Below are 17,780 nucleotides of genomic sequence, written 5' to 3'. Positions count from 1 at the left end.
CGACAATATGTAAAATTTTTTAAAATTTACATTGATTTTTCATAAATGTGTATTTAAAATATACTAAACAGATCGGAATAATGCAATTTGAATTTTATAAAGGAGGTTTGCATGAACAAATGGAAACGGTTAAAGCCACAAGCACGGGTTCCCCAGCTACCACAATGGTATCTGACATGCTCCAGCGAACGTACATCAATATGCAGCGCCGGACCATTTACAGATACCTTATTCTGATCTTGGGCTTACCAGTCAATCTGGTCGTCTTTTTCTTTTACCTCTATAGAAAAAGGAAAGATCCATTCTTAACGCAATTAAATCAAACAAAAGCAGAACTCTATGAAGAGGGTCTAAAAGATAAACGGCAACGTTCATTTGTCGAAGAGCTTCTTCAAAAGAAAGAATTCTTCAATCAACATACGCCTCTTCCTAGGATTCAAAAAAAGGCCGAACGCTTAGCCGAAGTTTATCTTGAACAGACTGCCGTTGAAAGAACGGAAAAACAGCTCGCTCTACAAGGTTTACAGAAAGTAACATACGATGAAACCTTTCAATCTCTTATTTCCAGTCCTTATTTTCTGATCCTTTCCTTTTTACCAGGCTCACCTATGTATCTATTGCTATTCTTGTATAGCAATCATTACATCAAATACATATTCGAGCGCCTTGTCATGAGCATGTTTGTGATCATAGGGGTCGCATTTCTCGTCTTTACGATCCTTTATATTTCACCTTTTAACCCGGCGGCAAATATTCTCGGTGAAACCGCTACAAAAGATCAAATCGCGGCATTCAACCACATATACGGTTTGGATCAACCTTACCTCGTCCAGTTATGGAATACGATTAAAGGGATCGCAACCTTTGATCTTGGATCTTCATTCACAGGGAATGAAGAAGTATCCTCCAGTATTGCGAGGAAATTTCCGATCACCCTTACGCTTGCTGTGATTTCTCTCTTGATGGCGATTGCAATCGCCATACCGATTGGGATCATATCTGCGACGAAAACAAGATCATTTTTTGATTATACGTTTATGTTCCTTGCCCTGATCGGCTTATCCATCCCGAATTTTTGGCAAGGATTGATTTTCATCCTGAACTTTTCAATTAAGTGGAAGTGGCTTCCTGCTACGTATAGTCCCAACAACTGGCTGTCGATCATCATGCCCGCTGTGGTTCTCGGAACTGCTCTTACGGCGGCCATCGCCAGGATGATGAGGTCATCCACACTCGAAGTGATTAATGAAGACTATATTACGACAGCAAGGTCAAAGGGCCTCAATGAGAGGCAGGTACTGTGGAAGCATGCAGTGAAAAACGCTATGATCCCGGTTATTACCGTGATTGGTCTGCTGTTCGGAGGTATGCTCGGTGGCGCAGCCGTCACAGAGAAGGTATTCAATATCAGTGGTCTCGGGAGTTATATCGTTGACAAACAGTTCATCCCGGACATCCCAAGTATTATGGGGGGCGTTGTATATATTGCGATTACAATCTCTCTCGTGAACCTACTGATTGATATTTTGTACGCGTTCTTCGACCCAAGAATCCGATCAAAGATGAAACATTATTAAAGCAGGTGTAAGCATGTCAACGATAGTAGAAGTACCACATTATCTAAGAAGATTTGCGTTGAAGGTGTCATCAGAATATACCCAGTCCACCTTTACATGGGTTCTTTCCTTGGCGATTACGTTGATTCTGTTGTTTAACAGCTTTGACCTTTCAACAGGGACCATCAAGCCTAATGTTTTTGGAGTATTTATAGCCTTTGCTTTCTTTACGGGCATACAAGTACTCATCACATTTTTAATCCGACGTGATTTAAATGCAGCCGGCTATATTCAAAGGAATACCAGAAGACTGGGATACATTCAGCTTTTAAGCGTGATGACTGGAAATATTTTTGTCGTGAGTGCTGCCTTTTTGCTAATAAAAGAAAGGAAGACTCCTGAGTATACTTTTGCTGTTTATATGATTTTGACTCAAGTTTTTATCATGGCCGTCTCCGCTCTTAATCTATTTAAACCGTACGTATCCGATACATTTCTTTTAGGCATATTTCTACTCGGAATCGTTACAGTATTTCACTTGGCGGTATTGGTCCTGATCATAAAGATTGGTGATCAGCAGGTGATGCCAAAATGGATAATCGGCATCTCAAGCTTTCTTTTCGTAACAGGGATCACCGGTAATATGTTCGCCGTCTTACTCGGTTGGAACTTACTGATGAAGGTAAGACAAAACCAGAATCCCGGTACCGGTACTTGGTACAGAGTATGGGAGAAAGTCACCGCTAATATGACTTCCATGCTCGGGCTGTTTTTTATCGTATTTTTATTCTCGATTTCTGTTTGCAGCTATTTAACGTTTGATTACAGCATGGCCATCGAAAATAACTATTCTGCCATTCTTCAACCGCCTAGTCCTGCTTACCCGTTGGGAACAGATGACTACGGAAGAGATTTGTTTTCAAGAATCATCTTTGGTGCCCGTATCTCTCTTATTGTCGGTTTTTTCTCTACGATCATTCCATTTATCATAGGAGGGATACTTGGAGCAGTATCTGGATACTATGGACAGCGCACCGATAATATTATTATGCGATTACTGGATATCCTTTACGCCATTCCTGGTATTCTATTAGCCATTGTCATCATTGCGGCATTCGGTTCGAATACGATCACGCTCATCCTGGCATTGAGCGTAGGTTCCATTCCCACATATGCAAGAACGATGCGGGCTAATGTATTAATGGTATCAAACTATGAATATGTAGATTCTGCCAGAGCTATTGGCACTAATGATTTCGAAATCATCTTCAAACATGTGATTCCGAACTCCCTTGCACCGATGATCGTTAAGTCAACTCTGACCATCGGCGGCGCCGTGATTGCCACGAGCAGCTTGAGCTACCTCGGTCTCGGTATCGAACCGCACATACCAGAGTGGGGTAATATACTGAAAATTGGAAGCACGTATCTGGAGTCCCACTCTTATCTGGCCATTTATCCTGGTCTTGCCATTATCACGCTTGTTCTTTCGTTTAACTTTTTAGGAGATGGACTGCGGGATGCTTTGGATCCAAAGCTAGATTAATTGAAATATGACATTTTAGGAGGTAATTCTATTGAAAAAATCAATCTTCACCATATTTCTTGCCCTTATTGTATTTGCTGCAGGTTGCGTTAACACAAAGTCAGACGTTGCCGAAGACAGCAAAAACGATGGAAATTCAACAAAACCAACCATTGAAATTCTTGGAATGAGCACGGGAGAAACCGACATCAACATTCTTCGTGATCAACTTGTGAAAAATGGATTTGAAGTCAAATTAAATTTGCAACCTGATTACGGAAGCTTCAAATCTCAACAGGAAGCAGGAAACTTTGACGTAGCGTTATCCAGCTGGACGACCGTTACAGGAAACCCTGATTATGCCGTACGTTCCGTGTTCAAATCAGGCGGGGACTACAGCATTTTGGCTGACAAAGAAGTAGATGCATTAATCGACAAAGCCAGCACCCAGACACCTGAAGATTACACCAAAACATATAAAGACCTGGAGCAGCGCCTTGTGTTCGATAAAGCGTATATCGCCCCTCTTTATATCTCTTACAAAGCTCAAGGGATCAATCAAGAGATTCTTGACCCCAATACAGTTCGACTCTCTAAATCCCGTGCACTTGCATGGGAAACGATGGATTTCAACGACAAAGCCAAACGTGAAACAGAACCGCTTATCATGCAACAAACAGCATCGACTCTAACATCCCTTGATCCGATTAAAGGGAATGACGGTTCAATCAACACAATCAACACTAATATGTATGTTCGCCTGATTAACTTGACAGATGATGATCAAATCACGTCAAAAGGTTCTCTTTCTCACAATTACAGCATCGGAGAAGGGAATTCCGAGTATTATTTCCTTCTAAGGGATGATATTAACTTTGCCAAAATCACCGATAAAAAAGCAGTTGATACGGGAGAACGCGTTGGAGGAGACGACGTCACCTTCTCTCTGAACCGTGCAAAAGACAAAGACTCTGTACCCGATCATCGTACGTACAGCCTCCACGAACATATTAAAGATGCTGAAGTCGTAACCGACCTTAAAGCATTGGATAGTAAATCGAACAATGGTGAGACAATAAGAGAAAGCCTTGAAAAAGATCTGGATGTAGAGATTTCAGAACTGGTTTCTGATAAAGCGGATGCCAATAATGACGAAGGGAAATACCAAGTCGTGAAAATGACTACAACAGAACCTTTCCCGCAAGTCCTGAACTACCTGGCTCACCAATCTGCCGGAATTGTATCGAAAAAACAAGTAGAAAGCATTAACACATATGATGTAGCTTCATTCGATGTCAACAAAGACATCCCTTACGGAGATCAAAACACCGTCACTGAAGGCGCTCAATACGATAACACTCTTTATGCCAGCGGCCCATACATTCTTTCTCATAAAAATGATTATGAAGCAGTCTTCTTAAAGAATCCTGCCTACATGAAAGGAACCGAGAACGAACCAAAGATCTCAAACATCAAAGTCCGATTCATCGCTGAACCAGAAAGTGCACTATCTGCCTTGCGTAACGGAGAAGTTCACATGTATTATGGTGTTCCTGAAACGAAATACGGTGTAGTAGAAGACGATGAAAAATTAAAGCTTCAACGAATCGAAAGCAACGGAGTCAGCTATCTTCTCTTTAACACTAACGAGCGGGAAGTAGCGAAAAGTGATGACCTGAGAAAAGCCGTCCTATACTCCATCAACCAGGAAGAATTCATCAACTATTATCAAGGAAATAAAATCAAAGCAGTATCGACGGTAAGCCCACTCGTAGATACCGGGAACGAATTGAAAGCCGATTCGAAGAAAGTGAAAGAGTTCTTGAAGAAATATCAAGAGAGTAAATAAGAAGAACGCCTGCCCAAATGTTAAAGGGGCAGGCGTTTTTTGTGTGAACTTAACTTAAGATCAGTACTTGTTGGAATATATAAAAGTTCATTTCCGGAAGGTACTCTAGCCGGTCCCTTAGGAGTTCCGTTTTTTTCGTTTATTTGTGGCTCATGGTGACGACAATTAACGATTGCCTGTTAAATATCAATCTATTTTTAACAGGCAAATACATTGGAAGATTCTCTCCTATCAAAATATCCGTTTTTGTTAACAGGCAATCCATCCCCAAGCGCTTTATAGATTGATTATTTAGAAAGATGACATTTAATCCGATTATGACTACTTCCATTCACCTTCGACTGATCCATACGTATCGAAGTTTCCTCCTGATGAATGAAGCTGGAAGAATCCTCACCACGACAGGCTCTTTATACCGGGAAAATTTCATATCCCCTGCCCTCTATTATAAATAGGTGGCTCTTTTTAGTGAGCAAGTCCCGGCAGCCTCCTTGAGCTTTGGAGAATAATAGCTGAGCTTTTTAATGAAATAACAGGTTTCAGGGAAATGATGTTCTAAAAAACGGAGAGTGGTTTTATTCAGCAGTTTTTTCTTATTATATTTCATAACCATTCCAGAGATATACTGACTCATTTCCAAAGTCGTTTGACCAACTTCATGGGCAAATTCCCTCTGCCGGGCGAAGCCAGGCTGCTTAAATCGGAGATATCCTTTCAGATGCCGATTTTGAATGATATACACTTGATATTGGTTAATATAAGCCTCTGCCTGCCTGCTCGCGTTAATTTCTATGGGATCGAGTATGTTTTGAAATAATACCGCGTGCCCCAGCTGATCTTCAAGCCATAAATCCATCAAATTCACCAAAGGAAGCGGTTCTGGCTCTTCACCCTTCTGGAGATACATTAAAATCCGCAAGTATTCCTGGTTTTCTGCAAGCGTGCCATTTAGGTAAGTAGGGGATAAATTTAGATTAACTTTATTATCGATCCTTAACGATTGCAGCATTCCTTCAAATTCGAAATAACCTTTGGCCACCGGCCACACCTTATTCGAAAACCAGACCATGGTTTCATCCTGATGGTCTGCTGTACGCGGAACGCGGTTTAATTGGTCGATAAGCTCCCCGAATAGTTGAATGTACTGCTGTGAAACACCCACATACTCTGCTTCAGCGGCAGATAAGTGGTCTCTGATGAAATAAGCATGATCCTGTAATACCTCAAGCCAGAATAAGTGCTCCTCCCATGTCGTGATCATTTGATTCGCCACATTTTTACCCCCTTTTTATTATTTATATATTTAATTAGGAGTGAAAAAAGAAGGACTTCATTCAGAACTACCATTAGATTAAAGAATCGTGCACGAATGTACATAAGTTTTTCATAAAAAAGGAAGAATATATTTACCACTATGATGAAAAGGGTGTCCTTCTATGAAGAATAGAAAACAAATGATTATGTTAATGGCCTTGCTGCCCTGGTTATCCCTTCCACTTCTGCGCAAAAAAACGTTCATTAGATTTCTACCCGGTACACTGTTTATGTGCGTATATTTAGTAGCAGAGGGCATTTTGGCTACCCGGAGAAAATGGTGGTGGTTTCCTTTTTCCATCAAACCGAATGTACTGGCTGAACTGCCATTGATTCTAGGTCCTTTTTTTGTTGGGTCATTTTGGATATTTAAATACACATACGGGAAGTTCTGGATCTATTTCCTGGTTAATTTGATTGTAGATTCTTTTTTCACTATCTTCATGTTGAATTGGTTCAAGAGGATCGGATATGTCACCTTGATCAGGTTTACACGAATGCAGCTGTCGTTACTCTTTTTATTAAAATCGATATTTATGTATGGATTTCAGTATTTGTATGAGAACGTTTTTTCCGGCACGATTAAAAAAGAGGAGCAAGTGGAAAGTTAATAGGTCATTCCGTGGTTATTTAAAGAAAAAACCTCTCATCGCTATTGAACGAAGAGAGGTTTTTGCCGTTGCTATTTTCTTATAGTAAATTTCCACGCTCATGTAATGAACCTTCACTCAGTGATGTGTTCCTTCACCTTTAAAACCACCAGCAGTTTTACTCACTACCATGCTGGTCATAGAGGCTATGATGGCACTTCCGATAATATCAGATGGATAATGATGTCCCAGCCAAATCCGGGAAAGACCTGTCAACACAGATAGTATCCACATGATCGAACCAAGGAAACGATCATAAAGAAAAATGGACGTAGAAACGGCACATGCCAGCAAGGTATGCTTACTTGGAAATGAAGAATCCGTTCTTGATGGAATGAGTATGCCGACCCGCCGTTTGGCAAATGGACGCGGCTTAAAGTAGAATAACTTAACCAAAGTGTGAAGAAACAAAGTAATTACAGAAGACATCACTGCATTCCACGACACTCTTCTATAATGATCATTTCGAAACCACATGAATAGCAAAACAAATATAAAAACATAACGAATCTTTTTTGATAAAAAGATCATCAGTAAATCAACCGGTTCCGAGCGACCAGAAAGCAGGTTGATTGCACTGAATAGTTTGTAGTCCATAAATATGCCTCCATTTTGATAGATACCAATAAAATCCCCTATTAAAGCGTGATGTATGTAAAAATCTATTTATGAATTCATTTTTATACCGTTATTGGAAAACCAATTCATAAAGATAGCAATAGTCAGTAACTTTTCACAGTATCATCAGTAAACAAGGGTTGTAAACCAAGCTGACGCTCCATAAGCCTTGTCTGATTCCCGCCTGATTTTGTACTAATAGACGGTTCAAATCATATTCTTATCATAAGAAAACAATAAGAAGGAGGGCAAAGTCAGTTGATAAAAGTAAAAGTTGGTTTACAGCCTATCGTAAGTAAGATCAATTTACCCACTGTGTTGAAAACGGCTTTACTCCCGGGTGACTCAAGGGAAAGACTATTTATCGCAACCCAGGTAGGAGAAATCTTTTACATAAGAAATGGAGTTATCCGGACGTTTTTAGATATTCGCTCACGAATTCTAAGACTGGGCGTTTCTGGAGGCGGTTATGATGAACGGGGATTACTGGGGCTGGCATTTCATCCAGAGTTTACTTTGAACGGTCTGTTTTATCTTCATTATTCAGCCGCTGGAACAGAAGGATCAGGTGCGCTTGATGAGTCTTATAAGCCTGACCCGTGTGATCCTGCAACATTAAACCTCAGGTGGACAAATAGGGAAAATCAATATGATCATATTGATACGATCGAAGAATGGATATTACATGCGAATGGGACACCCAGGAAACGACGGACATTGCTTAATTTAAGAAGACCATTTTATAATCATAATGGGTTCAATAGTTTAAATTTCTCACCCGAAACAGGTAACCTTGTTTTAACAACCGGAGATGGCGGGTCTGGCTATGATCCATTTAACTTAAGTCAGGACAACATGGAAATATCTGGTAAAATAATTGAAATTGATGTAAATAAGAATACACCCATCAATAACCCACCCATTGTCACTCGTTTTAATGAACTTCCCACATCTATTCAGGAAACGCTCACCGTAATGGCCAAGGGGGTTCGCAATATACCAGGCATTTCATTTCAAAGATACTATAATCAGTATATTAAATATGTTGGAAATGTCGGACAGCATCTGGTCGAGTCGATTTTTTCATTTGTTCAGTATCAGCCAATACAGGTTACTCAGCTTGTTCAAGCTTCTTCCATGAATTTCAAACATGACTATGAAGAGTTCATCAACTTTGGCTGGCGGGGCTGGGAAGGTGATTTTCCTGCTTCGATTATTAAAGCCTGCTCACGAACTCCGGATTGGGATGAGAAATCTATTGCCTTTTACAATGAAGCAGTAACACTTTCAGGAAACCGACTTCATCCATTAACTAGTTATTTTCATAAAGACACCAGACCCGATAAGTTTGAAGGAACTGCACTTACAGGAGTCCAGCCGTATATGGGGAAAAGAATCCCTGGTTTAACAGGAAGCGTTGTGTTCACCGATCTTGCCCGGAAAGAATCCCACCCTCAGGTTAGAGGGGCCTTAGCTTACACCACCGTAAGGCTAAATGGTAAACAAAATGAGTTTAGTGTGATACAGACCGATTATGATTTTGGGTCTCAATCTGCCTATTATGTTAGTTTGGGGACGAATCTAAAGCAGACAAGATTATATTTAGGGGTTTATAGCTCTACGAAAGTGACTGACCTTAACCAAGGCACTGTTTTTGAAATAATTCCATGATCTTAAATAATCATCCTCTTTAATCTTCTATAAAGGATTAAAGCCATTTCAACCCACAACCAGCTATAAAGAAAAGCAAATACACATATAATTCCCGTTGTAAGTAATGAAAAGAAACCAGGGGATGCAGGCCCTAAAACCGGGAAGTCAACAATAAATAGCAGGCTCATAATTCCTGCCATTAAAAGAATGGCACCTGTAGCAATGATACTTACTCTCTCTCTAAAAAAGTGAAAGGATCCCCCTATGCCAAGTCCTAACAATCCTGTTGTAAAAGGAAAGACAATTAGTTCAGTGGGCTGCAGGATAAATAACAACATGATTGTCAGTAAATAGGACATTCCTCCAAATGGAATGGAGAACATGGAACATAACAGAATAGGTGCAGTGGCGAGGGGACTTATTAAATATCCTATACCTGGTAAAAAGCCACCAGCAGCCTGCAGAATACCAGCAATACAGGCAAAAATAGACACTAAACTGAACTTCATCGTTTTTTTATGATGAGTGAATATTAGTTGAGATGAACGAACGTCATCAAATACAGGTTTAAAATATTTCACCTTTCCACCCCATTCAAATTAGTATCAGTTATCCTATATACTATTTACCATTTATAAGAGGTGGAACTATTATGAATAATACATAGATCCATTTCTGAACTTAGCATCCGTTTGTGAAGGAAATTCAATTGTCATGATGAGATCACGGTCATAATAAGTGGATTTCCTTTACAAAAAGAAGCAAGGCCATATAGGCCCGCTTTTTATTTGATGATTACTTTCCCAACCATTCCTTCCTGGAAATGGTACCGGCATATCAATTCATATGTACCACGCTGTTTCGGATTCACAGTAATCGTTTTTTCTTTTCCTGGCTGGACCTCGGCGTCAACCCCAAGCTTTTCCACAGTGAAGGTGTGCTCTTTCTTACCTTTGTTTTTCAATATCAACGTTGTGGCTGTCCCATTTGGAATCGTGATGACTTCCGGATTAAAGTAATCATCTTTCAACTCGACCTCAATCATCACTTTCTCCGTCTCCATAAGCTGAGTTACAGTACCTGATTCGGCAAATACGCCTTGTGATCCTAGAGTGGTCAACACCATAACCATTGCAAACACAACGACTAATCCTGTTACCCTTTTCATAGACATTCGCTATCCCTCCTTCCTAAACACTATTTTTTCTAATTCATAGCAAATTACTCTATAAATTTGGTTTCAACGCCCCTCAAATAGAACTTTTTATCTTGGAGCCCCAGATCTCTTGCTTTTGAAGTCCTAATGGATGTTTCAATCGCTCAATTTACTTTTATCCAACCCTCCCTTAACACTTTCAAAATGTTTATATACTTCACTTTCTGTATAACCTGAAATACCACCCTGACTAATTACTCCGTCGTTATAATGATAATAATAAATAGCATTTGGTTCGTCATTAAATACTACCGGTATACTCCATGGTTCATAGGAAAATAAAAAAGCCTGTATTGAATGTACGGCTTCAATCTTTGATATATCACTTTCTTTATATCCTTTCTCTACTGTCAAGTACCTAAATATTGCCTCATATCGCTTTTTCTCACCTATATCTGTATAGACGATGTATGATAAATAAGTAAGAAAAATACTAACCAATGTGATCGTAATGATAGTTGATTTTCTGTTTTTGATAAAATTGACCATTACCTTTTTACTCCTTTTTAAAAAACTCTAAATTTAGTTGTAAACGAATACCCCATTAGTGTAATTATACACTAATGGGGTTTATTCACAATTAAATTGTCAGTTTATTTAGGAAGTTGTAAGAAAGGTTATTCTATTAAACTGGTCCTTCAAGTGAATAATAAAAGCCATGCTTCTGCATTCAAACAGAGCATGGCTCAAAATTGGCACATAATATAGGTATTTTAAAGCCTAATCTTAAAATCGATAAAATAAAAACCACCAAATATGTATTTGGTGGAGACGGTGGGAATCGAACCCACGTCCAGAAACATCGCCACTTAAGCGTCTACGAGCGTAGTCGATATATTCGCAAGTTCACTGCAGCTTCTGCCTATCGACGGGCGTCCGTGCAGCTAGTCTGATTGTTCTCTTCCTTTGTCCTCAGACGGTGGACTCCGGCGTAGCCTACTAAGAGTGAGTCCCTTACCCTACCACATAGGCGATGGAGGGAGGAACAGCTAAAGCGCTATTACGCAGCTAAAGCTAAGTTATTGTTAGTTTTGCCAGTTATTATTGGCTTTGACGTTTTATCGTGGACGATCCCCACGGCTCGCAACCTAAGCTCGAACTATCCCTGTCGAATCCGTAACGTCCCCATGATAGAAAGGGAAGAACGGGAAAGAATAAGTTCAGCGTGTAAGTCACTTATTCAATTGTTCTTACAGCCACAAGATTACCTCGCGACATCTATTAGTATAACAAATCCTGAGATAATTGCAAATGCCAGATTCCGGAAATCTGTACAATCACATGCCTTTTTGACGCTGAGCCAGTTCTCTCTGGATAGAGCGGTTCGCTTCTTTTCGTTTTAAATCTTCACGTTTATCATACTTCTTCTTACCACGGGCAAGACCGATCAGAAGCTTAGCTACACCATTTTTGATATATAGCTTTAGTGGAACGATACTATATCCTGCTTCCTTCGAATCACCGATCAACTTATTGATTTGCTTTTTATGGAGCAGCAGCTTACGTGTTCTGAGAGGTTCGTGATTAAATCGATTTCCCTGTTCATAAGGACTGATATGCATATTATGAACGAAAATTTCTCCATTTTGAACACGGGCAAAAGAATCCTTCAAGTTCACCCGGCCGCCACGGATTGCTTTAATTTCTGTTCCTTGCAGTACTAGACCCGCCTCATAAGTTTCTTCTACGGCATAGTCATGACGAGCTTTCTTATTTTGGGCAATAAGCTTGCCTTCTCCCTTTGGCATTAGAATCCCCTCATTTTCTTTCTAGAGTTTACTGTTTATTATCTCATAACTCCCGGAAAAATTGTACCGAAACACTTGGAAAGGAAAAGGAGCAAAGGATATCCCATTGCTCCTCACCCCTTATTTCTTCTTTTTACGTTTGCTTCGAGGCGCATTTTCAAAGTGTTTCTTATTCGTCTTTTTCTTCTTGTTGTTTTTCGGCGGACGCGTTGACCACTCGCCGTCCTTTTTACGGTCTGAAGATCGATTCGATTTTCCACGGTCCGATTTTCCTTTATCAGAGCGGATCGAGCGAACGCGGTCTTCGCGCTCCTTGCGATTACTCTTCATTCCTACGATTTCAAAGTCTATGGAACGCTCATCTTTATTGACGCTCACGACACGAACGGTGATCTCGTCACCGATTCGGAATACGTTTGCCGTTCTTTCACCGATCATGGCGAGGTGACGCTCATCAAACCGGTAGTAGTCGTCCGTCATATAGCTCACATGAACAAGACCTTCAATCGTGTTAGGCAATTCGACAAACAGTCCGAAGTTCGTAACGGAACTGATGATACCGTCGTACTCTTCTCCCACTTTGTCTTCCATATACTCTGCTTTTTTCAGTTCATCTGTCTCACGCTCTGCATCCACTGCACGACGCTCACGGCTTGATGTGTGCTCAGCGATGTGGCCCATTTGAGCACCCCATTTTTCACGGGTTGCCTGATCAATTTTCCCTTCAATTAAATAAGTTCTGATCAAACGGTGAACAATCAAGTCAGGGTAACGACGGATCGGTGAAGTGAAATGAGTGTAGAACTCTGTCGCCAGTCCGAAGTGACCGAGGCTTTCAGGGTCATATTTCGCCTGCTGCATGGAACGAAGCATCATCGTCGAAACGACCATCTCTTCAGGTTCCCCCTGGACGTCCTCCACAATCTCTTGAAGAGCCCGAGGGTGAATCGAATTCGCTGTCCCTTTTACAATCAGACCGAAATTCGTAATGAATTCGAAGAAGCGCTGCAACTTGTCTTCCTTCGGGTCTTCATGAATACGATAGATGAACGGCACTTCCATCCAGTGGAAATGTTCAGCAACCGTCTCATTTGCCACTAACATGAACTCTTCGATCAGCTTTTCGGCTACCGAGCGTTCACGCAGAACCACATCCGTCGGTTCTCCCTCATCATTGACAAGTACTTTCGCTTCTTTGAAATCGAAGTCGATGGCTCCACGCTTCATGCGTTTCGTACGAAGAACCTGCGCTAAATCTTCCATTTCTTCGAACATCGGTACTAACGGCTCGTATTTTTTTCGAAGTTCTTCGTCTTTATCGACAAGAATTTTGTTGACATCAGAATACGTCATTCGTTCCGTAGTTTTAATGACGCTTTGGAAGATTTCGTGTTTCACGACATCGCCATCAGGTGAAATTTCCATATCACAGGATAGAGTTAAACGATCGACCTTGGGATTAAGAGAACAAATACCATTCGATAACCGGTGAGGAATCATTGGGATTACCCGGTCTACCAGATATACTGAAGTTCCTCTATCAAAGGCTTCCTGATCAATTGGGGAGCTTTCTTTGACATAATACGTGACGTCTGCAATATGTACTCCAAGTTTGTAGTTCCCATTGTCCAGTTTCGTCACCGTTACGGCATCATCCAGATCCTTAGCGTCTGCGCCATCGATCGTGACGATGGTCTGATCACGAAGGTCTTTCCGGTTTGGAATTTCCGATTCGTCGATTTCACTTGGCACCTTATTCGCCTGATCCATGACCTCTTCAGGGAATTCAACGTCAATCCCATGCTTATGGATGATCGACAGAATATCGACTCCCGGATCATTTTTATGCCCGAGGATTTCGATGACTTCCCCTTCGGCACTTTTACGTCCCTCAGGATAAGATGTTAATTTCACGACGACCTTATGTCCTTCGGCTGCCCCCATTTGAGCAGATTTAGGGATAAAGATGTCACTGGCAAACTTTTTATCATCGGGAATCACGAATCCGAAATGCTTACTTTCCGTAAACGTACCAACCATTTGGTCGACACCACGTTCGACGATCCGGACGACGGTTCCTTCTCTTCTCGAACCTGAAGAAGAAGTAGACACTCTTACTAATACAATATCGCCGTGCATGGCGTTATTCGTTTCATTAGGAGGGATGAAGATATCGTCCATCCCGGATTCTTCCGGTATCACAAACGCAAATCCTTTTGCATGAGCGGATACTTTCCCTCTTACCAGATTCATTTTTTCAGGCAGGCCGTAGCGATTGCTTCTAGTGCGAACGACTAACCCCTTCTCTTCCATTACGACAAGAGCCTTTACGAAGTCCTTGAAGTTCGTGGACCCTTTAATTCCGAATGCTTCTTCAAGCTCCTGTACCGTCAATGGCTTGTATGCTTCTTCCTTCATATAGGAAAGGAGCCTATCCACATGCTCTTTAATATTTTCGTCCATGACAATCCCTCCTGATCATCGAATTCATCAAACCGTCCAGTCCAATTTCTCTAGGAAACCGTAGACGTCTTCATGAAGCTGTTCTTTTTCTTTATCTAATGTAATGACATGACCAGACTCTTCATACCACTTAATGTCTTTGTCATCGGATTCAACGTTATCATAGATGATATTCGCAGAATCCGTATTGATCATATGGTCATGTCTTGCTTGTACCACAAACGTCGGTGAATAAATCATATCCACGTTTTCCCGTACATCCGCTATCAATTGCTGCAGGGCTTTCAACGTATTCATCGGTGTTTTCTTAAACTCTTCTATTTCTTTTTCAATTTGTCCTTCCGGTTTTCCTTCAAACTTCTTAAATTCACGGGCGTAATCCACGACCCCTTTATACATGACTTCTTCACTTTTTATATACATCGGTGCACACATAGGGACAATACCCTTTACAGGTACAGTGTAACCTAATTTAAGAGAAAATACCCCTCCAAGAGAAAGGCCGGCAACCGCAATCTCTTCATATCCCTTACTCTTTAAATGCTCATAGCCATCCATGACATCCTGCCACCAATCTTCAGGACCGGTATGTACCAATTCTTCAGGTGGAACCCCATGTCCTTTATAGTGAGGGGCATGTGATGAATAGCCTTTCTTCTCCAAGTAGCGTCCAAGCATCCGGACGTCGGCAGAATTCCCAGTAAATCCATGTAGTAAAAGAACAGCACGGGGACCTGCTTCAAATGTGAATGGTTTTGGTAATACAGTTTTCATGACTAGTAACTCCTTTTATCTGATTTTAAACAAACGTTTGATTAGTTGATAGGAACCTTGATTTGCAGGGCCTGAACCTGTTAAACAATTGTTTAAATGATTTTATTATGTAATAGGATTTTCTCTTTTTTTTTGTGAAACAGACGTTTGATTAGTTGTGGAAAAGATTGATACTGCAGGCTTCTCTCTTTTAAAGATTCGTTCTTCTCTATTTTTAGCAAACATTGGTCAGACAATCCAATATTTCGCTTGAAAAGTAAGTTTGTTTTCACGCATAGAAGGGATCACCCGCTACCCCACTTACATGATAAATAAAAAAACCTGACCTTAATGATCAGGTTTTTGTACGTATTAGATAGCTACGATGGCAATGGTTAGTACGAAGAAAAGTACCGATAATACGATTGTGATTCTGTGCAGTACTAAGTCAATACCACGAGCTTTTTGTTTTCCGAAAAGTTGTTCTGCACCACCAGAGATGGCCCCTGAAAGTCCAGCACTTTTACCTGATTGAAGTAATACAATGGCGATAAGTGCGATTGATACGATGATAAGTAAAGTGACGAGTATTGTGTGCATGAGTCCCACCTCCTGATACGAACATAACATTACTACTAGTTTACCATAGGGATTATGCAGTGGACAAGGTAATATTGTTTGAATTGTGGAAAGAGTTGGTTAGGGACGCGAACGCATGTCGGTGTGGGGATGGAATAAAATGAGATATGCGATTCGATTTTGGGATAAAATGTTAATCGGCTGGATTTTGGGTTATTTCGGCCGGATTATTTTCGAAAACGGCTGGATTTTCATCTGAAACGGCCGGATTTTTCTCAAAAACGGCTGGATTCCCACCCAAAACGGCCGGATTTCCATCCGAGTCCCCCTTAAAAGCCCCTTGGAACAGTCTTCTCCGCAAAGAATCGAATGAAATGGACTACATCACCATTGAAACGTTCTTCTTTAGCTTGTCAAACCCTTTTTTTAGCTGAAAAACGTTAATTGTAACGTGCCTTGGCAAACCAGGGTGGTGATATAGATAAAATAATGCCATCAAAAATCAAAAAAGCAGCCCCATCCAAAGACGGGACTGCTTTTCAAATTGCTTGTATTAGCGGTTAACGTTATAGAATGTTTTCGCTCCAAGATATTGAGCTGTGTGAGCTAATTGATCTTCGATGCGAAGAAGTTGGTTGTATTTCGCTACGCGGTCTGTACGTGATGGAGCACCCGTTTTGATTTGACCGGCGTTTGTTGCTACTGCAATGTCAGCGATTGTGCTGTCTTCTGTTTCACCAGAACGGTGAGAGATGACTGCTGTGTAACCAGCACGTTTCGCCATTTCGATTGCGTCGAATGTTTCAGTAAGTGTACCGATTTGGTTCACTTTGATCAGGATCGAGTTACCGATACCCTGCTCGATACCTTGAGAAAGCTTAGTTGTGTTTGTAACGAATAAGTCATCCCCAACTAGCTGAACTTTCTTACCGATACGCTCAGTTAGAAGTTTGAAACCATCCCAGTCGTTTTCGTCAAGACCGTCTTCGATTGAAACGATTGGATATTTGTTGCACATTTCTTCATACCAATCAACCATTTCTGCAGATGAACGAACAACACCTTCACCTGAAAGATGGTACTTACCGTCTTCTTTATTGTAGATTTCAGAAGCTGCAACGTCCATTGCAAGAAGAACTTCTTCTCCTGGCTTGTAACCAGCTTTTTCGATTGCTTCGATAATTGTAGAAAGTGCTTCTTCGTTAGACTTAAGGTTTGGAGCGAATCCGCCTTCGTCACCTACTGCAGTGTTGTAGCCTTTACCTTTAAGTACTGATTTCAGGCTGTGGAAGATTTCTGTACCCATGCGCAGACCTTCTTTAAATGTAGAAGCTCCTACAGGCATGATCATGAATTCCTGGATGTCTACGTTGTTGTCAGCGTGCTCTCCACCGTTAACGATGTTCATCATTGGTACTGGAAGCTGTTTCGCGTTGAATCCACCAAGGTATTGGTATAATTCCACTCCGAAGAAGTCAGCAGCTGCACGAGCTACAGCCATAGATACACCAAGGATTGCATTCGCTCCCAGTTTACCTTTGTTTTCTGTACCGTCAAGAGCGATCATCGCTTGGTCGATTGCTACTTGCTCAGTGATGTCATAACCGATCAGTTCTTCAGCGATTTCGTTGTTTACGTTATCGACTGCTTTTTGTACCCCTTTACCAAGGTAGCGGCCTTTTTCACCGTCACGAAGTTCAACTGCTTCGTATTCACCAGTTGAAGCTCCAGATGGAACTAGTGCGCGTCCGAAAGCACCTGATTGTGTATATACTTCTACTTCAATTGTTGGGTTACCGCGTGAATCCAATACTTCACGAGCGTATACGTCTGTAATAAATGGCATTTAGAATCTC

The 17,780-nt window shown here is 41.0% G+C and carries 15 protein-coding genes and 1 other RNA gene; 5 read left to right on the top strand and 11 right to left on the bottom strand.

Annotated elements, in window-relative coordinates:
- The first annotated feature begins 164 nt into the window (after nucleotides 1–164).
- The 3 genes from Q1B03_RS15790 to Q1B03_RS15780 are packed head-to-tail and all read left to right on the top strand — an operon-like array spanning nucleotide 165 to nucleotide 4,930.
- Nucleotides 165–1,577 carry an ABC transporter permease gene (locus Q1B03_RS15790; protein WP_299743984.1) on the top strand — a complete coding sequence of 471 codons (1,413 nt, stop codon included), beginning with the start codon at nucleotides 165–167 and terminating at the stop codon, nucleotides 1,575–1,577.
- 13 nt (nucleotides 1,578–1,590) lie between these two features.
- Complete coding sequence (locus Q1B03_RS15785) at nucleotides 1,591–3,102, top strand: ABC transporter permease (RefSeq protein WP_299743374.1); 1,512 nt, start codon at nucleotides 1,591–1,593, stop codon at nucleotides 3,100–3,102.
- Between the two features lie 31 nt (nucleotides 3,103–3,133).
- On the top strand, nucleotides 3,134–4,930 hold the full coding sequence (locus Q1B03_RS15780; RefSeq protein ID WP_299743372.1) for an ABC transporter substrate-binding protein: 1,797 nt from the start codon (nucleotides 3,134–3,136) through the stop codon (nucleotides 4,928–4,930).
- 445 nt (nucleotides 4,931–5,375) lie between these two features.
- Here the strand turns inward: Q1B03_RS15780 and Q1B03_RS15775 are convergent, their stop codons facing one another.
- Nucleotides 5,376–6,203 carry a DUF2935 domain-containing protein gene (locus tag Q1B03_RS15775; protein WP_299743370.1) on the bottom strand — a complete coding sequence of 276 codons (828 nt, stop codon included), beginning with the start codon at nucleotides 6,201–6,203 and terminating at the stop codon, nucleotides 5,376–5,378.
- 163 nt (nucleotides 6,204–6,366) lie between these two features.
- Here Q1B03_RS15775 and Q1B03_RS15770 point away from each other — a divergent pair, with 163 nt between their 5' ends.
- Nucleotides 6,367–6,855: a hypothetical protein gene (locus tag Q1B03_RS15770; RefSeq protein WP_299743369.1), complete on the top strand. Its 489-nt coding sequence runs from the start codon at nucleotides 6,367–6,369 to the stop codon at nucleotides 6,853–6,855.
- Between the two features lie 117 nt (nucleotides 6,856–6,972).
- On the opposite strand, the gene Q1B03_RS15765 is transcribed toward Q1B03_RS15770, so the two are convergent.
- Complete coding sequence (locus Q1B03_RS15765; protein ID WP_299743367.1) at nucleotides 6,973–7,491, bottom strand: undecaprenyl-diphosphatase; 519 nt, start codon at nucleotides 7,489–7,491, stop codon at nucleotides 6,973–6,975.
- Nucleotides 7,492–7,770: 279 nt separating this feature from the next.
- Here Q1B03_RS15765 and Q1B03_RS15760 point away from each other — a divergent pair, with 279 nt between their 5' ends.
- Entirely contained in the window at nucleotides 7,771–9,183 is a 1,413-nt protein-coding gene (locus Q1B03_RS15760; RefSeq protein ID WP_299743364.1) for a sorbosone dehydrogenase family protein, read from the top strand.
- 2 nt (nucleotides 9,184–9,185) lie between these two features.
- Here Q1B03_RS15760 and Q1B03_RS15755 read toward each other — a convergent pair whose 3' ends face one another.
- The 9 genes from Q1B03_RS15755 to eno all read right to left on the bottom strand — a co-directional run bounded on the left by Q1B03_RS15755 (nucleotide 9,186) and on the right by eno (nucleotide 17,770).
- Nucleotides 9,186–9,746 (bottom strand): hypothetical protein, encoded by a 561-nt coding sequence (locus Q1B03_RS15755; RefSeq protein WP_299743362.1) that lies wholly within the window; start codon nucleotides 9,744–9,746, stop codon nucleotides 9,186–9,188.
- 203 nt (nucleotides 9,747–9,949) lie between these two features.
- Nucleotides 9,950–10,339 (bottom strand): cupredoxin domain-containing protein, encoded by a 390-nt coding sequence (locus Q1B03_RS15750; protein WP_299743359.1) that lies wholly within the window; start codon nucleotides 10,337–10,339, stop codon nucleotides 9,950–9,952.
- A gap of 138 nt (nucleotides 10,340–10,477) precedes the next feature.
- Entirely contained in the window at nucleotides 10,478–10,870 is a 393-nt protein-coding gene (locus tag Q1B03_RS15745; RefSeq protein WP_299743356.1) for a DUF3139 domain-containing protein, read from the bottom strand.
- Nucleotides 10,871–11,144: 274 nt separating this feature from the next.
- Nucleotides 11,145–11,508: a transfer-messenger RNA gene (gene ssrA, locus Q1B03_RS15740) on the bottom strand.
- 150 nt (nucleotides 11,509–11,658) lie between these two features.
- Nucleotides 11,659–12,129, bottom strand: a complete 471-nt coding sequence (smpB, locus tag Q1B03_RS15735; RefSeq protein ID WP_044338267.1) for an SsrA-binding protein SmpB — start codon at nucleotides 12,127–12,129, stop codon at nucleotides 11,659–11,661.
- A gap of 120 nt (nucleotides 12,130–12,249) precedes the next feature.
- Entirely contained in the window at nucleotides 12,250–14,592 is a 2,343-nt protein-coding gene (rnr, locus tag Q1B03_RS15730; protein WP_299743351.1) for a ribonuclease R, read from the bottom strand.
- A gap of 27 nt (nucleotides 14,593–14,619) precedes the next feature.
- The gene (locus tag Q1B03_RS15725; RefSeq protein ID WP_299743348.1) at nucleotides 14,620–15,366 is read right to left on the bottom strand and encodes a carboxylesterase; all 747 of its coding nucleotides are present in this window, start codon (nucleotides 15,364–15,366) and stop codon (nucleotides 14,620–14,622) included.
- 351 nt (nucleotides 15,367–15,717) lie between these two features.
- A complete protein-coding gene (secG, locus tag Q1B03_RS15720) occupies nucleotides 15,718–15,945 on the bottom strand; it encodes a preprotein translocase subunit SecG (RefSeq protein WP_044338270.1) in 228 nt (75 codons plus the stop codon).
- A 532-nt stretch (nucleotides 15,946–16,477) separates the two neighbouring features.
- A complete protein-coding gene (gene eno / locus Q1B03_RS15715; protein WP_044338271.1) occupies nucleotides 16,478–17,770 on the bottom strand; it encodes a phosphopyruvate hydratase in 1,293 nt (430 codons plus the stop codon).
- Between the last annotated feature and the right edge of the window lie 10 nt (nucleotides 17,771–17,780).

This window comes from uncultured Rossellomorea sp. (genome assembly GCF_947488365.1).
Classification (GTDB): domain Bacteria; phylum Bacillota; class Bacilli; order Bacillales; family Bacillaceae_B; genus Rossellomorea.
This window is presented reverse-complemented; position numbering and strand designations above follow the sequence as displayed.

Coding starts and splice junctions, on each gene's coding strand:
- Q1B03_RS15790 (WP_299743984.1), top strand. CDS start 165: ATGGTATCTGACATGCTCCAGCGAACGTACATCAATATGCAGCGCCGG.
- Q1B03_RS15785 (WP_299743374.1), top strand. CDS start 1,591: ATGTCAACGATAGTAGAAGTACCACATTATCTAAGAAGATTTGCGTTG.
- Q1B03_RS15770 (WP_299743369.1), top strand. CDS start 6,367: ATGAAGAATAGAAAACAAATGATTATGTTAATGGCCTTGCTGCCCTGG.
- Q1B03_RS15765 (WP_299743367.1), bottom strand. CDS start 7,491: ATGGACTACAAACTATTCAGTGCAATCAACCTGCTTTCTGGTCGCTCG.
- Q1B03_RS15750 (WP_299743359.1), bottom strand. CDS start 10,339: ATGTCTATGAAAAGGGTAACAGGATTAGTCGTTGTGTTTGCAATGGTT.
- Q1B03_RS15745 (WP_299743356.1), bottom strand. CDS start 10,870: ATGGTCAATTTTATCAAAAACAGAAAATCAACTATCATTACGATCACA.
- smpB (WP_044338267.1), bottom strand. CDS start 12,129: ATGCCAAAGGGAGAAGGCAAGCTTATTGCCCAAAATAAGAAAGCTCGT.
- rnr (WP_299743351.1), bottom strand. CDS start 14,592: ATGGACGAAAATATTAAAGAGCATGTGGATAGGCTCCTTTCCTATATG.
- Q1B03_RS15725 (WP_299743348.1), bottom strand. CDS start 15,366: ATGAAAACTGTATTACCAAAACCATTCACATTTGAAGCAGGTCCCCGT.
- secG (WP_044338270.1), bottom strand. CDS start 15,945: ATGCACACAATACTCGTCACTTTACTTATCATCGTATCAATCGCACTT.
- eno (WP_044338271.1), bottom strand. CDS start 17,770: ATGCCATTTATTACAGACGTATACGCTCGTGAAGTATTGGATTCACGC.